The sequence below is a fragment of the Ruegeria sp. BB7 genome (genome assembly GCF_056539365.1).
In genome coordinates, this window is sequence record NZ_JBQFUV010000009.1 from 1 (window position 1) to 15,292 (window position 15,292).

Genomic DNA, 15,292 nt, shown 5'->3' on the forward strand with positions numbered 1-15,292 from the left:
GGCGCCTATACCGTTGCCCTGCTGGCGGACGAGGTTTTTGACACCGGCGGCAATGCGGTGGCCGAAGATCCCGCCCTTGCCGGGTTTGCCGCCGATACCGCTGGCCCGCCGCCATCCTTCAGAGTTGAAGCCGAGACTTTTCAGATCGTTAGCGGGTTCAAAATTAAAAATAACAATGTTGCATCCGGCGATCAGTATCTTCAGGCGGGTGGGAACGGCGAACAGAGAGCGTCTTATACCTTTTCTGGTGCCGAAGGGGTGTATGATCTGAACTTGGGATACTTTGATGAAAACGATGGCCAATCACAGATGAGTCTGTTGGTAAATGGGGTCGAGGTCGATAATTTCATCTGGAATGTGGATGCTGGCGGTAAGCTTGCTAACAACACATCTTTCGTGGAGCGTACCATTGCAAATGTATCTCTTTCCAGCGGTGATGAGATCGAAATCGTAGGAACAAAAGACGGTAACGAGCCGCTACGGACAGACTATCTGGATTTCGAATTTGTCGACTGGCTTCTAGTTTGACGACTTCGTCAGCACGACCATCGTATTTTAATGTGGCCAACTGTGGACGTGTCGCGACTTGATCTCGGAGATTGTTGTGTCGCAAACCGAGGAAGACGGCATGCCGGTTGAGATCCAAGGCCACTTCAACGCCTTAGTATCAAGCCGTTCCAAAAAGGTGTGGGTTATGGTAGCGGAGGAGGGACTTGAACCCCCGACACGCGGATTATGATTCCGCTGCTCTAACCAACTGAGCTACTCCGCCATGAGTGAAAGGCGATTTAAGGGAGGGGTTGATGAGGGTCAAGAGGGAAAACACGGTCAAAGTCGGATTCTTTGCTGCACTCGTCAAACCGTTTTGTTGGTTGCGTCGACGCGTGCAGCTTCGGTGATCCGCCGGATGAAGGCGGCGCAGGCATCGGGCGCAGTGATCAGGATCATGTGACCGGCCTGGTCGATGGTGTTGTTGGTCAGGCCAAAGAGTTTCATGGGTTCCCCCTGCTTTTGCGGAGACAGGATTGCGTCCTGAGCGCCGTACAGAATTCCTCCGGGTACGGTTAGCTCAGCGTATCTGGCCATCTGCGCGTCGATGCTTTCGTCGATGCCGACAACATCCTGCGAGCCGGTGATGAAGGCCGAGGGGCGCAGACCAAGTGCGCCACCGGCGCGATCCAGAAAATCGGCCGGTGCGGGTTCGGGGGAGAATGCAACCCCCAATGCATATGGCGCAGTTTTGGCGGCCAGTGGCACGGCAATTGTGTTGCCCATCAAGCTGCGCAGCCATTCGATGCGAATCCCAAGTGGTTTGAAGACCTGTGGTGGGGTAGCCATTTTCTGCGTCAAAGGTGCCAGCAAGGCCAGCGCTTTGGTCTTATCTGGATGCTCCAGCGCCATAGCCAGCGAGACGGCGCCCCCCAACGAGTGACCAACCAGAACTGCGTCAGATATGTCCTTGGTGTCCAGAAACTCCTGTATCATCCGTGCTTGTTCGGGCAGACTGCCCAGATCGGCGCTGTCACGGGTCGAGTATCCGCAGCCTGGCCTGTCGACGGCAATGATGTGGTAGTCATCAGCCAGAATATCGACCAGAGCATAGGTGAAATGCTGCAATTGCCCGGTCAGCCCGTGGATCATAACGATGGTCTGTTTCGACGGGTCACCTTTCTCGACATAATGAATGCTACCGCCCTTCACGGGCATGATGTCTCCAAGTTGCGGCACCCGTTTGAGCCCATCGCGGGTGAGTTTGCGGGTCCACAGGTTCATGCCGACAAAAAATGCGGTGATGAGCAGGACGATGGTCAGAAGAGCGGTCATTTCAGCGGTCTCCGCCTTGTGATGGGGCAGGGGTGTATTGTTCCAGCCCGGATCGAGCCATGCGTTTTTCATATTCCGACACGGTGCCTGGCCACAGGGTTGTGTTGCGACCTTTGGCATCCTGATACCAGGAGGTACAACCGCCCGCTTGCCAGACACTGTCTGAATGGCGGTCCTGTATCTCTTGCGTGAATGCCGTTTGCTTGGCGGCGTCGGCCGTGATGGCCTGTATTCCGTCGCGTTTCATCTGATCCAGTACGCGGCCGATATGGCGGACCTGCGCCTCGATCATCAGTACGACCGAGTTGTGACCCAACCCGGTATGCGGCCCCAAAAGGATAAAGAAGTTCGGGAACCCGGCTATTGCAGTCCCCAAATTGGCTTGCATCCCGTTAGCCCACGCATCACGCAGGGTCAGTCCGTCAATGCCGGTGATGTCGAGGCGCTCGATCACGTCGGTCACGCGAAACCCTGTGCCCCAGATCAGAATATCGGCCTGCGCGTGACTACCGTCTAAAGCTATTACTTGGTTCCCCTTAATCGAGGTTGCCCCGTAGGGGATCACCGACACGTTCTTTCGCGCCAGAGCCGGATACCAGTCGTTTGAACTGAGGATGCGTTTGCAGCCGATCCGGTAGTCGGGTGTCAGACGCTTGCGTTCTTCGGGGTCGGAAATCGCTTTCTCCAACCCTCTACGCCACATTTTCATGGCAAAATTCACCATCCGCTCTTCTCCGCGAAAGACGCGGTGGCGGTATTCGAAAACTATATAAATCAGCTTGCGTCGCAATCGTGGCAGGATCGGGATGAGCCGGTACAACCTGCGAAACCACGGTGCAATCGGGCCGTCAGGACGGGGCAGGACGTACGGTGCGGTACGCTGAAAGATGATGACATGGGCAGCTGTCTTGGCAATCTCGGGCACGAACTGCACGGCCGACGCTCCGGTGCCGAGCACAGCGATGCGTTTTCCTGCAAACTCCGTATCGTGATCCCACTCGGCAGAGTGGAATTTGGGGCCGGGAAAGCTGTCGGTGCCCGGTATATCAGGAATGCTGGGCAGGTGCAGTGCGCCGATGGCCGAGATTAGAAACCGCGCCGACCAACGCTGCCCATCCTCTGTTGCCACCTGCCATCGGGTGCCGTCCCAGTGGGCGGACTTGAATTGCTGGTTGAAGTGGCACAGATCATACAAGCCCTCATCCCGGCAGACTTTTTGCAGATAGGCCTGAATCTCAGGACCTTCGGCATAGGCTCGGCTCCAATCCGGGTTCAGATGTGTGGCCATCGAATACAGGTGCGAGGGGATATCGCAGGCCACGCCGGGATAGGTATTCTCGCGCCAGGTGCCGCCGATATCCCCTGCTTTTTCAAGGATGGCGATATCACGGATGCCGCGCTTGCGGGCCTCGATCGCCATGGTCAGGCCTGAAAACCCGGCGCCGACAATCAGCATGTCCGTGCAATGCTCCATGCACTCGACCCTCCCAAAACGACCGTGACGGTCCGGTTTGAGTATAGTCAGAGAGGCGCATGTGAACAGCCTGCCTTTGGGTCAGGGACTGATCACGGTATGTTCAGGCGAATAGGGGAGGGTATGGATTTCCGGAGCAATCCTAGAACTCTAGCCGATGCGCCCGATCATGAGCGGCCAGCCTGGCGTTCAGCGTGTCTGCTTCGGGCGCGCCAGCTTCCAGCGCAAACACAAAGGCATGGGTCAGATAGAAACAGGTCGCGTCGATGTCCTGAGAGGCTTCGCATTCATCCGCGGCGATGGTGTAATAGCGGATCAGGGCCGCATGGTCGTCTCGATCATGGGCCTCAAGCAGCAGGCGATCCAACTCATCTTTGCCCATTATATCTCTCGTCCGAAGCGGCCAGCCGAGGGGGCTGGCCTGATTTTACTATGCGCGACCGTTTTCGATTTGGGTTGCAACCCAGTGGTGGAAGTTGTGCGTCGGCCCGTCCATTGCCGGCGAAAACCGCCCACCATCAAACAGCACCCCGTGGCGGCCCTTCTGCATGCCTTCGACCACAAATACATCTTCTTCGAACACGGTTTTCCAAAGTTGCGCGTTCGAGGCCCGCAAACCATCATGCTGGGGCGTGTCTTCAACGCTTTGGGCGTAGTACAGCTCGATATGCTCGACGGTATTTTCGTGGTCCACCGGTTCCAAAACGATGGCAAAAGCATGGTCACGCTGCACACCGAGCAGGACATTGGGGTAAAGCGCCACATATTCCGCACCTTCGTCCCACTTGTCGCTTAGCCCGTCGAAATCCGGAAATGTTGCGCCGTCCTGATCGGTAAGCTGACGATAGACCAGTGAGCCCTGACCCGAGTAATGCCCGCGGGCTTCGATGTTATAGTGATCTTCCAGCCGGGAATAGCTGTTCAGGCCAGGATGGACCCAGGGCAGGTGGTAGCTTTCACAGTAATTCTCGACCGCCAGTTTCCAGTTGGTTTTGACCTCCAGCTTGAATGAGGACGTTTCGCCGCCGTGATGCAGGGGCTTGTCGAATTCCTTCCAGCGCTCCAGCAAGGCGCCGTGGGCGTCTTCGAACTCTGGCGCATTGCCATCGACGTTCACAAAGATCACATCACGCCAGACATGCGAGCGGATGCGGACGAGGCCAAGATCGTCGCGGTTTACGTCTTCGTGCTTGTTCTGACCCGGACCGCCGACATGCGGGGTCGCGCGCAACTCACCTTTCAGGCTGTAGCACCAGCTGTGATAGGGGCAGCGAATGGCGCCGCCTATCTTACGTGGCGTGTCGACCAGGATCATTCCGCGATGGCGGCAGGTATTTTGAAACACGCCAATCTCACCATCACGGTCGCGGACGATAAGTAGCGGCATGCCCAGAAAATCGACCGGTTTTGCGTCGCCTTCCTCGGGCACATCCTTGCCAAAGCCAATGCCGGACCAATTGGCATAAAGCACCGATCGTTTTTCCTCGGCAAAAATGACCGGATCAACGTAATGTTCGTTCGGCAGGCCGTTGGCGACAGTCACATCGGCCAATACGGAAGACAGCGTACTGTGCTTGTTCATCGGGCTCTCCTGAAGGTTGCTGGATGCGTTCCTTTTCCTATTGGCGAGTAGCGCCGCCTCTACTCAATATCAGAAATCTTCACCAGAGGGTGATCTGATCTAAACCGAACTGTCATGAACTTCTTGAATGATCCAATCCTTCAGGGCACGAGCGCTGTCCGTAAGCTCCTCGTCCGGGCGGCCAACAAGGTAGAACTGGTTCGGTGCGCTCAGATGATGTGGGCCGATTACTACCAGCTTGCCTGATTGGAGCATTGGTTGGATCAGGCGTTGCCAGCCAAGTGCCAGCCCAGCACCCTTGCGCGCCAGCTGCAGCGCCACCGAATAGCTGTTGACGCGTGATTCAATCGGAATGGAGCCCGTATACCCCAATTGTTGGAACCACTCCGGCCATGTTGTCCAACTGCGATCCTCCGAGGCTAGATGAATTAGCCGCTCTGCCGCTAGTTCCTGCAGGCTGGCACCTGTTAGCCTGTTGGCAACTTCGGGGCTGGCAACCGGAACAAGGTGGTCGCGAAACAAGGACGTGTGAGACAGGGTCGGGTCGCTATCGCGCCCGTAGCGTATAAAGAAATCTACATCTGGGCGATCTCGGAACGGGCGGTCTTGTGATAGCTGATCCACGTTGACGTCCGGCATCTCGCGCCAGAACCGGATCACTGCCGGAGACAGCCACAACGCCGCAACTGCCGTCGTTGACCCGACCGTGACCTTGCCACCTGACTTGCGGTCTCGGATCGAAGACAGCACTTTCGAAATGCGCCCGAAGGAGGATGACAGAGCTTCGTGCAGCGCTGTGCCGTCTTCAGTCAAGGTAACGCCGCGGTGCTTGCGCAGGAACAATGTTGTGTCCAGGTCGCCCTCCAGTGCCTTGATCTGGTGGCTGACCGCACCGGGTGTGACTGAAAGTTCTTCGGCCGCGTTCTTGAAGCTAAGGTGTCGGGCGGCGGCTTCGAACGCAGACAGCGTGGTCAATGGCGGAAGGTTGTAATGACGTCTAGACATGGTTCTTCAGGAATCGCTGCAGGGTTACGGGTGAGCTTGGTTCACTTGAATATTAGGATTTTTGCGGTTGAAAGCCAGCGCTGGTTGCTCAGAAGGTGCATTTGCAAGTAACGTTTCAGGGTTGTGTCGTAAAACAACAAAAACTGTCGGTTTTGGCTGGATGATCGCTGTTCTGCTGGGTTACGCAAACTGACAAAAATCTGTCGCTTTTTAAAGCGGCCTTGGGCTTAGCGCCCAAAAACCTTTCAGTGACCTGCTCCGACGGAGGAATGGTGCGGCGCACCACAGGACCGGGTTGAAGGAAAGATCAGAATTGGGACCTCGCAAGACAGCGAGCTTAACCCAACGCATACCGCCAACACGGAGGACAAGATGTCGGTACCCGAACCATTTACGGATGTTGAGATAGAAACGGCAGACGCCGGTTTCTATGAAAACTACAGCGTTCCCATTGCATTGATCAGTAAGGCCATCATGGTCGGCTTGGTGCTGTGGGCGCTGGTATTTCCTGCCAACGCGAACAGCACGCTGGGCAGCCTGAACGGCCAGTTGCTTGAGGTTTTCAACAGCTTCTACGTTGTTATCGTAGGCCTGTTTTTCTTTTTCCTGGCCATAGTCGCCATCATCCCCGCCACTGGGCGCCGGATCATGGGGGCACCCGGAGAAAAGCCCGAGTTTTCGAATTTCTCCTGGTTCTCGATGATGTTTGGCGCTGGTCTGGGCGTCGGTCTAATGGTTTTTGCCACCGCCGAGCCGTTAGGTTTGTGGGGGTCGAACCCCGTGGTTCTGTCGGGCGATGTTTCTGGTAACGACCCCGAGTCCGTTCAGTCGGCGTATCGGTTCACCTTTCTACACTACGGTTTCCACGCCTGGGCAATCTATGTCGTGACTGGTCTTTCACTGGCCTATTATGCCTATACCCGCGGGATGCCGCTGACCATCCGCTCGGCGCTGACCCCTCTGTTTGGTCGTTTCGTCAATGGCTTCTTCGGCCATGTGGTCGACGTTCTGGGCGTTGTCGCAACGATCCTCGGTGTGTCCGTCACCATTGGCTATGGCGTCAGCCAGTTCATTGATGGGCTCTATGCCATTACCGGGATGGGTTGGGTTATGGATCTGGGTGGCGAAGTTCCAACCCCCAGCAAAGTTGGTCTGATCTCGGGCCTCGTCGTCATCATGGGCCTGTCGATCATTTCGGCGGTTTCTGGTGTTGGCCGTGGTGTTAAGTATCTGTCCAACCTGAACCTGGTGCTATCGATCATTTTGCTGGGCACCTTCGTGGTGTTTGGTTCGTTTGTCTTTGCGTTGACGACTTACGGCACGGCCATGATCGACTATATCCTGCACTTCATCTCGCTTAGCTTTAACGCCTATGGTCCGCTATCGGCCGAAGCCTTCGCGGCGGCTCTGCCGACCGAAGCACAGGCGCATGCCGCTGATCTTATGGGTGGCGCAACCAATGCCTGGGGCAGCTTTGACGGCTTCAAGGGCGGTCTGGAAGGCGCAGCTGCCGAACTGGACGAAGCTACTCTGACCGCGGCCTATGCGGCAGGTGAGCAGGGGCGTCAGTTCGGTTGGCAGGCTGGTTGGACCACGTTCTACTGGGCTTGGTGGATCGCGTTCTCGCCCTTCGTGGGTCTGTTCCTGGCGCGTATCTCCAAGGGTCGTACGGTGCGTGAGTTCATCTTGGGCTGCGTGTTCGCGCCCGCACTGGTCTGCTTTGCCTGGATGACCGTTCTGGGTGGCACCGCGATTGATCTGGAACTGGCCGGTGCTGCCGAAGGCGCGATCATTGGCGCCTCGAACACCAACAAGCTGTTTGTAACGCTGTCCTACATGATTGACGGTGGGCTTCTGTCGATGCTGAACGTCATGTGCGTGATCCTGATCATGACCTTCCTGGTGACTTCGGCGGACTCGGGCATTCTGGTGATGAACACCATCATGTCTGGCGGTAGCCAGGAAACCGGCATCAAGCACCGTATCATCTGGGGTGTAATCCTGACGGCAGTGATCGGCGCGCTGATTCTGGCCGCGGGTGAAAACAACCCGATGGATGCGCTGCGCAATGCCATGATCATCGGAGCCTTGCCCTTTACCATGGTCATGGGGCTTATGATGGTTTCTTTGGCCAAGGCACTGTTCCGTGACAGCCAGCGCGATAAGCACGGCGTTGCGACGCAGGCCGCTGAATAAGCGTTCAGCCTAACTACTACTTCCAAGACATGCGCCGCCCCCAGATCGGGGCGGCGCTTTTTGTTTTGAGTAAAGGGTCGCTTCTTGCAAGCAGATATCGCAATCAGTGAGGCAGCAGTGTTCCGAATCCCCCAATTTGATACTTAAGATTGGAGGATTGCCCCATGAACATCCGAACCGCGTCCCGTGCAGGCGGACGCTCTGCCCGCCGCGCTTTACGCTCGGCCCCGAATTTTGAAATGCTGCCGGGCCTGACCCGCGGCATTCCCTTGTGCGAGGTAATGGACGCTGCACAAGTTGAACGCATCGACAACGCTTCGATGAATATTCTCGAAAATGTTGGTGTCCAGTTCCGCGACCCCATTGCTTTGGAGGACTGGAAACGGGTTGGAGCCAAGGTCGAAGGTGAATTGGTCTATCTGGACCGTGGACTGGTGCGCGAACTGATTGCCACCATTCCAAGCGACTTTACCTATCACGCGCGCGATCCGAAAAAGAATGTGCGACTGGGTGGCAAGCACTCGATCTTCGTGCCGATGACAGGTGCGCCCTTCCTGCGTGATCTGGACGATGTGCGCCGCAACCCGACGCTGGACGATCTGGCGATGTTCCACAAGCTGAGCCACATGATGCCCGCGCTGCATTCTTCGGCGCATCATATCGTAGAACCCTATGATCACCCGATCAGCCAGCGCCACCTGCGCATCACATATTCGTCGATGAAACACTCGGACAAGACGTTCATGGGCATGACCACCAGCCCCAAAAACGCCGAGGACGTGATGGATATGTGTGCGATCCTGTTTGGGGAAGAATTCCTTGAGGATCACCCTGTCACCACAGGCAATTGCAATGGTAACTCGCCCTTGGTGTGGGATGAAACCATGCTGGGCGCGATGCGGGCCTTCTGCCGCCGTAAGCAACCGGTGCTGTGCTCACCCTTTGTGCTGGGTGGTGCCAATACGCCCGCGTCTGTTCCGGCTACTGTGGCACAGCTGAATGCCGAGGCGCTGAGCGCGCTGGCCTATACTCAGGTAATCCGCAAGGGGGCTCCGGCGATCTATGGCCACTACCTTTCGACCGTGTCGATGAAGTCCGGCGCGCCGATGGCGGGCACGCCCGAGATCAGCCTGATGAACTTCATGATTGGTCAAATGGCCCGATATTACGATGTGCCGTGGCGCACGTCGAACACGTTGGGCGGGGCTAAGACGTTTGATGCACAGGCGGGATATGAATCTGCGACCACGCTTCAGGCAGTTGTCCATGCAGGGGCCAACTACATCTGGCACAGCGCGGGGTGGAATGAAGCCGGGATGCATTGTTCTGTCGCCAAGTTCATCGTTGATGCCGAGCAATGCGCCATGGCTTATCGCATGGCCGAGGGGCCGAAATGGCATGACTTCGATCAGGCCATTGCCGCGGTGCCGGATGTCGGGCCGGGCGGGCACTATCTGGGCCACCCGCACACGCAGGACAACTTCCAAAGTGCCTTCTTCATGCCAGAACTGTTCGACAATAACTCGATCGAACAATGGCAGGCCGAGGGCAGTGTCGAGATCACTGAACGCGCCCTGAACCGTGCCCGGTCTTTGCTGGCGGAATACGAGGAACCCAAACTCGATGAAGCCAAGAATGAAGCCTTGCTGGATTACATCGCGCGGCGAGAACGGGAAATTCCTGCAGCTGATGAATTGAATCAGAGCTACTAGAATAAACTCCCCGCAACTCACCCGCCCGGGCTACGGGCGGGCTTTTTCTTTCATAAACTAGCGGAAACGCGCAGTGAAAATCGCAGAAATACACATCTACAGCCACAACCTGCCGGTTCGGAATGGTCCATATACCATGGCACGGGCACAGGTTTGGTCTTTGGACACGACTTTGGTCAAACTGGTGGCTGAAAATGGCCTGATTGGCTGGGGCGAAACCTGCCCTGTTGGTCCAACTTATGCCGAGGCACACGCCACAGGTGCCCGCGCTGCGCTGGCGTTGATGGCACCTGACCTGATCGGGACCGAGTTGTTGCCCGTGACCTTGCATCGTCAGATGGACAGCCTGCTGAACGGCCATAACTATGCCAAGGCCGCCATTGATACTGCTGTGCATGATCTGCTGGGCAAGCAATATGGTGTCAGTGTTTCGAACCTGCTGGGCGGAGCTGTAACGGACAGGGTGCCATCTTATTATGCGACCGGGGTGGGTGCCCCAGACGATATTGCGCGTCTGGCGGCCGAAAAGCTGGCCGAGGGTTACCCTCGTTTGCAGATTAAGGTCGGCGGGCGTCCGGTCGAGATTGACATCGAAACGATCCGTAAGGTCTGGGAGGTCGTGCGCGGATCAGGGATGCGTCTTGCCGTGGACGGCAACCGTGGTTGGACTACGCGGGATGCGCTACGGGTCAGCCGCGAATGCCCGGATATTCCCTTCGTGATGGAGCAGCCCTGCAACACGACCGAAGATTTGCAGAAAATTCGCCCGCAGGTGTCGCATCCGATCTACATGGATGAAAGCAGCACCAGCCTCAATACGGTCATCACCGCCGCAGGCACCGGTCTGGTGGATGGGTTCGGCATGAAGGTCACACGGATTGGCGGGTTGCACCCAATGCGCGCATTTCGCGATCTGTGTGAGGCCCGTAACTTGCCTCATACATGCGATGACAGTTGGGGAGGAGATATCATCGCCGCGGCCTGCACGCATATCGGAGCGACAGTGCGGTCCGATCTGTGTGAGGGCGTCTGGTTGGCCGCGCCTTATATCGAGGGGCATTATGACCTCGAGAACGGAATTCAGATTGAAGGTGGCCACATTCAGGTGCCGACCGGGCCGGGGTTGGGCGTTGTGCCCGACGAAAGCCGTTTCGGCACACCAGTGGCATCTTTTTGATGGGAGATTGCATGAAATTCGAAGGGAAAACAGCGTTGGTCACCGGTGCCGCTGGCGGCATAGGTGCATCTCTGGTGCAGCGTCTGCGAGCGGAGGGTGCCCGTGTGGCCGTCGCAGATCGCTCGGTCGACGGTATTGAGGCGGACGCACATCTGCCGGGGGATCTGCTAGACGCTTCTTATGCGGACGAGTTGCCCCGGGCCGCCGCGGATGCGCTGGGCAGGCTGGATATCGTGGTCAATAACGCCGGGGTCATCTCGCGCGGGGCGGTGACTGAAACGACGGACCAAGATTGGGCGCTGTCGCTAGGCGTGAATGTCGAGGCCCCTTTCCGTATTTGCCGTGCCGCAATCCCGATCATGGCCGAAAACGGTGGGGGCGCCATCGTCAACACAGCCTCTTGCTGGGGTCTGCGGCCCGGTCCGAACCATGCTGTCTATTGCATGACCAAGGCCGCGATTGCTTCGCTAACCCAATGCATGGGTATGGACCACGCCCATCAAGGCATCCGCATCAACGCCGTCTGCCCGAATGAGGTGAACACGCCGATGCTGCGGTCGGGTTTCGCCAAACGCGGGTTTGATCCTGATACGGCGGTGGCGGAACTGGGCCAGACGGTCCCGCTGGGGCGTATTGCTGAGCCCGAGGATATTGCTGAAGTGGTGATGTTTCTTGTGTCGGACGCCTCACGTTATATCTGTGGTGCGTTGCTGGAAGTGAACGGAGGCAAACCTGTCTCATGACCCGATTTGAAGGCAAAACCGCCCTTGTTACCGGAGGGCGAAGCGGTATCGGTCGCGCCATTGCGCAGCGGCTTCGAGATGACGGTGCGCAGGTGTTCACCGCCCAACGCGGAGCAGACCCTGATTTTGATGGGATCGAGGCTGATTTCACCTCTCCCGACAGCCCGCTATCTGTTGTCGATCAGGTTGTCGACCAAGCAGGGCGGCTTGATATCCTGGTCAACAACGCGGGTATGATGCAGGAAGCCTCGGTCGAAGAGATGAGCCTGATAGATTGGCACCGCAACCTGACCGTCAATCTTACTGCGCCATTCCTTTTAATTAAGGCAGCACTGCCTCATCTGCGGCAGGTAGGCGGGTCGATCGTCAATATAGGCTCCATCGAAGGGCTGGGCAGTAATCCCGGCCACGCTGCCTATTGCGCATCGAAGGCCGGGTTGCACGGTCTGACGCGCGCAGTGGCCGTGGATCACGGGGTCGACGGGGTACGCTGCAACGCGGTCGCGCCGGGCTGGATTGATACCGGGCTGAACCTAGATTTCATCGCGTCGATGCCGGACCCACAAGCGTTTCAGGAAGACATCAAACGCATACATCCGATCGCCCGAACCGGCGCACCGGAAGAAGTAGCGGCGTTGGTGGCCTTTCTCGCCTCGGATGATGCCAGCTTCATTACCGGACAGGTCTACACTGTGGATGGAGGCCGCATGGCCAAACTGAGCCTGCCCTGAAGGGCGGGTTCACTCCTTGCCCGAGCGCCACTCTTTCCAGATCAGATAGCTGTTCGCGCCCAGCGACGCGAAAGGTTCGGGTGGAAGGCGCGGCGGCAATGGCTGTGCCAGGAAGTGACTGGCAATATTGGATTCGCCCTGAACCACCAGTTCAGCAACACCCATGCCCTGCAAGGTGCCACGGGCAATGCCCAGACCATTCTGACAGCAGGCCGAAAATACACCATCATCTATTTCGCCGAACGCGGCCGAGCCATTCCTGCTAAGGCACAGCATCCCAGCCCAGCGGTGTTCCATGCGCACGTTTGACAGATGCGGGAACCGCTCGCGGAATTTGCGGTCGTGCACCCAGCCTGCATTGCGCAGGCGCATCGGGCTGGTCTCAATCGTCGGGTGGAAGCTGGAGCATGTACGGATCAGGATGCGATCTCCATAGCTGCCCGAGATGCGTCGGACCGACGTGCCCATGGGGTTTGCGGGGGTCACGGACCAGCGCGACTGACCACCCAGCGTTGTGATTTGTTCGGGCGTCAGCGGTTCAGTCATCGACGCATAGAGACAGATATGCATCAGCCGTCGCTGGTAGAACCCAAAGCTTTCGAGGTGTCCGTTATTGGCCAGAATGATGCGTCCGGTCGTCACCTTGGCCTTGGCCGCCTTGACGACCCATCCGCGCCCCTGACGCTCAAAGCCCGTGACGGGGGAATTTTCGTAGACACCGATATTCTGTTCCATCCGCGACGAGAGGGCCCGGACATAGGCGGCAGGCTGGATCATTACCGTACCCGGCGCATAGAGGCCCGACGTATAATGAGGGCTGCCAGTGATCTCCTGCATTTGCTGCCGATCATACAGCGTGTGCGGCTCGCCCAGTCGGTCGAGATGCGCGGCAAAGTCTCGGTTATGGCGGTCGCCCAAACGCGTCGCGGCGGCGTTGAACTTGCCGCAAGGGTCGAACATCTCTTGCGGCAGATCACATTCCGAAGCGACGTCTGAAGCAAATGCGATGGCTTGGCGGTTCAGCGCAATCGCGGCGCGGTCCGCCTCCAGCCCAGCCCCGGCGTAATTGTCCGAAGACAAATCATGCGGCAGGTCGATCATGAACCCCGAGTTGCGCCCGGCAGAGCTTTCGGCGAACGGCCCGGCCTCCAGCAGGGTGATCTGCAGGTTGGGATCCAATTGCATCAGCCGTCGCGCGGCGGACAGGCCAGCAAAGCCACCGCCGATGATGGTGACATCAGCGGTGTGATCCTCGGTCAGTTCGGGCAGGGCCTGCTGAGGCGGCAGGATGGCGTTCCACCCTGCTGCACCTGTCTGCCGAGGCAGGCGTTTTGCTGTGTAGGCCGTCAATCGACGGCCTCATCGGCGTCGTCGGCGAGGTCGATCCAGATGGTTTTCAGCTGAGTGTACTGGTCGTGGGCGTGGACGGAGTTGTCGCGGCCGCCAAAGCCCGACTGTTTGTAGCCGCCGAAAGGTGTGGTGATGTCGCCCTCGCCAAAGCTGTTGACCGTCACGGTCCCCGCCCGGATGGCGCGGGCGCCGCGGATGGCGCGTTTGGCATTGGCGGTGAAGATCGAGGCACACAGACCATAATCGGTGTCATTGGCGATCCTGATGGCCTCGTCAAAGCCCGAGACTTCGATCACCGACAGGACGGGACCAAAGATTTCCTCTCGTGCCAAGGTGGCGTCGTTGCCGGGGACTTCGACCACAGTGGCCTCGATGAACCCGTTTTCGGCCTTGCCGCCGATCACGACATTCTCGGCCAGATCCAGATAGCTGCAGACCTTGTTATAGTGACCTTCACTGACCAACGCGCCCATGCGGGTTTCCGGGTCCAGCGGATCACCGATGTTCCATTGCTTGGCATGATGGGCGATGCGTTCCAGCAGTTCCGTCTTAACGTCCTTATGCACGATCAGGCGGGACGAGGCCGAGCAGTTCTCGCCCATATTCCAGAACGCGCCATTGACCACATGCGATGCGACGCGGTCTAGGTTCTCGGCATCGTCCATCACGATGGCGGGGTTCTTTCCGCCCATCTCAAGCACGACCTCTTTGGCGTTGCTTTCGGCAGAGTAGGTCAGGAACCGTTTGCCGGTCACCGTCGAGCCGGTGAACGACACCATGTCGATATCAATATGACGCCCGATGGGCTCGCCCACGTCGGCCCCGCCGCCGGGAACGATGTTCAGCACGCCGCGCGGCAGGCCAGCCTCCATCGCTAGTTCGGCCAGGCGCAAGGCTGTCAGCGTGGTCTCCGCCGCCGGTTTCACCACCACCGAACACCCAGCCGCGAGGGCTGGCCCGATCTTCCACGCCAGCATCAGCAGCGGGAAGTTCCACGGCAGCACCAGACCGACAACGCCAATCGGTTCGCGCACCACCATGGCGATGTGTTCATCGCTGGCAGGGCTCACCTGATCATAGATCTTGTCGATCGCCTCGGCGTGCCATTTCAGGCAGTGGATGGTCTCGGGTACGTCCACGGTTTCGCAATCATAGATGGTCTTGCCGCTGTCGATGCTCTCCATCACGGCCAGTTCCCGCGCGTTGCGGGTCATCAGCTTGCACAGCCGGATCAAAACATCCTTGCGGTCCGAAGGGTGCAGTTTCGACCAACGGCCATCGTCAAACGCCTCACGCGCCTTTTCGACGGCAAAGTCCACATCCGCCGCGCCGCAAGCGGCGATATCGGCCAGCTTGTCGCCGGTGGCTGGGTTTACCGTTTCGAACGTCTGACCTGAGATCGTCGGGCGGAACGCGCCGTCAATGAAGGCACCTGTGGGCAGGGTCAGGCCTGCGGCGATGGATTTGTATTCGTCCTGTGTCAGCAGATCCATGTTTC

Annotated in this window: 13 protein-coding genes and 1 tRNA gene; 6 read left to right on the plus strand and 8 right to left on the minus strand. The window is 58.0% G+C overall.

Annotated elements, in window-relative coordinates; genetic code table 11:
• Positions 1-528: hypothetical protein (locus ACR0D7_RS13765; RefSeq protein WP_480679517.1), on the plus strand; the 528-nt coding region annotated here is incomplete at its 5' end.
• Positions 529-695: 167 nt separating this feature from the next.
• On the opposite strand, the gene ACR0D7_RS13770 is transcribed toward ACR0D7_RS13765, so the two are convergent.
• From ACR0D7_RS13770 to ACR0D7_RS13795, 6 genes are all read right to left on the minus strand, one after another.
• Positions 696-772, minus strand: a tRNA-Met gene (locus tag ACR0D7_RS13770).
• A gap of 83 nt (positions 773-855) precedes the next feature.
• A complete protein-coding gene (locus ACR0D7_RS13775) occupies positions 856-1,824 on the minus strand; it encodes an alpha/beta fold hydrolase (RefSeq protein WP_480679518.1) in 969 nt (322 codons plus the stop codon).
• A 1-nt stretch (position 1,825) separates the two neighbouring features.
• On the minus strand, positions 1,826-3,298 hold the full coding sequence (locus tag ACR0D7_RS13780) for a flavin-containing monooxygenase (RefSeq protein WP_480679519.1): 1,473 nt from the start codon (positions 3,296-3,298) through the stop codon (positions 1,826-1,828).
• A 142-nt stretch (positions 3,299-3,440) separates the two neighbouring features.
• Positions 3,441-3,680 carry a hypothetical protein gene (locus ACR0D7_RS13785; RefSeq protein ID WP_480679520.1) on the minus strand — a complete coding sequence of 80 codons (240 nt, stop codon included), beginning with the start codon at positions 3,678-3,680 and terminating at the stop codon, positions 3,441-3,443.
• A 48-nt stretch (positions 3,681-3,728) separates the two neighbouring features.
• Complete coding sequence (locus tag ACR0D7_RS13790) at positions 3,729-4,880, minus strand: aromatic ring-hydroxylating oxygenase subunit alpha (protein ID WP_480679521.1); 1,152 nt, start codon at positions 4,878-4,880, stop codon at positions 3,729-3,731.
• A gap of 99 nt (positions 4,881-4,979) precedes the next feature.
• Positions 4,980-5,885, minus strand: a complete 906-nt coding sequence (locus ACR0D7_RS13795; protein WP_480679522.1) for a LysR substrate-binding domain-containing protein — start codon at positions 5,883-5,885, stop codon at positions 4,980-4,982.
• Positions 5,886-6,257: 372 nt separating this feature from the next.
• Here ACR0D7_RS13795 and ACR0D7_RS13800 point away from each other — a divergent pair, with 372 nt between their 5' ends.
• From ACR0D7_RS13800 to ACR0D7_RS13820, 5 genes are all read left to right on the plus strand, one after another.
• Positions 6,258-8,081, plus strand: a complete 1,824-nt coding sequence (locus tag ACR0D7_RS13800; protein ID WP_480679523.1) for a BCCT family transporter — start codon at positions 6,258-6,260, stop codon at positions 8,079-8,081.
• 164 nt (positions 8,082-8,245) lie between these two features.
• Entirely contained in the window at positions 8,246-9,793 is a 1,548-nt protein-coding gene (locus ACR0D7_RS13805; protein ID WP_480679524.1) for a trimethylamine methyltransferase family protein, read from the plus strand.
• 73 nt (positions 9,794-9,866) lie between these two features.
• Complete coding sequence (locus ACR0D7_RS13810; protein ID WP_480679525.1) at positions 9,867-10,970, plus strand: mandelate racemase/muconate lactonizing enzyme family protein; 1,104 nt, start codon at positions 9,867-9,869, stop codon at positions 10,968-10,970.
• An 11-nt stretch (positions 10,971-10,981) separates the two neighbouring features.
• The gene (locus tag ACR0D7_RS13815; protein WP_480679526.1) at positions 10,982-11,713 is read left to right on the plus strand and encodes an SDR family NAD(P)-dependent oxidoreductase; all 732 of its coding nucleotides are present in this window, start codon (positions 10,982-10,984) and stop codon (positions 11,711-11,713) included.
• Positions 11,710-12,444 (plus strand): SDR family NAD(P)-dependent oxidoreductase, encoded by a 735-nt coding sequence (locus ACR0D7_RS13820; protein WP_480679527.1) that lies wholly within the window; start codon positions 11,710-11,712, stop codon positions 12,442-12,444. The genes ACR0D7_RS13815 and ACR0D7_RS13820 overlap by 4 nt, the downstream gene beginning before the upstream one ends.
• A gap of 9 nt (positions 12,445-12,453) precedes the next feature.
• On the opposite strand, the gene ACR0D7_RS13825 is transcribed toward ACR0D7_RS13820, so the two are convergent.
• Together ACR0D7_RS13825 and ACR0D7_RS13830 are read right to left on the minus strand one after the other, a co-directional pair.
• On the minus strand, positions 12,454-13,794 hold the full coding sequence (locus ACR0D7_RS13825; RefSeq protein ID WP_480679528.1) for an NAD(P)/FAD-dependent oxidoreductase: 1,341 nt from the start codon (positions 13,792-13,794) through the stop codon (positions 12,454-12,456).
• Positions 13,791-15,287, minus strand: coding sequence for an aldehyde dehydrogenase (locus ACR0D7_RS13830; RefSeq protein WP_480679529.1), 1,497 nt, complete (start codon positions 15,285-15,287; stop codon positions 13,791-13,793). Before ACR0D7_RS13830 ends, ACR0D7_RS13825 begins: the two co-directional genes overlap by 4 nt.
• Positions 15,288-15,292 lie beyond the last annotated feature (5 nt).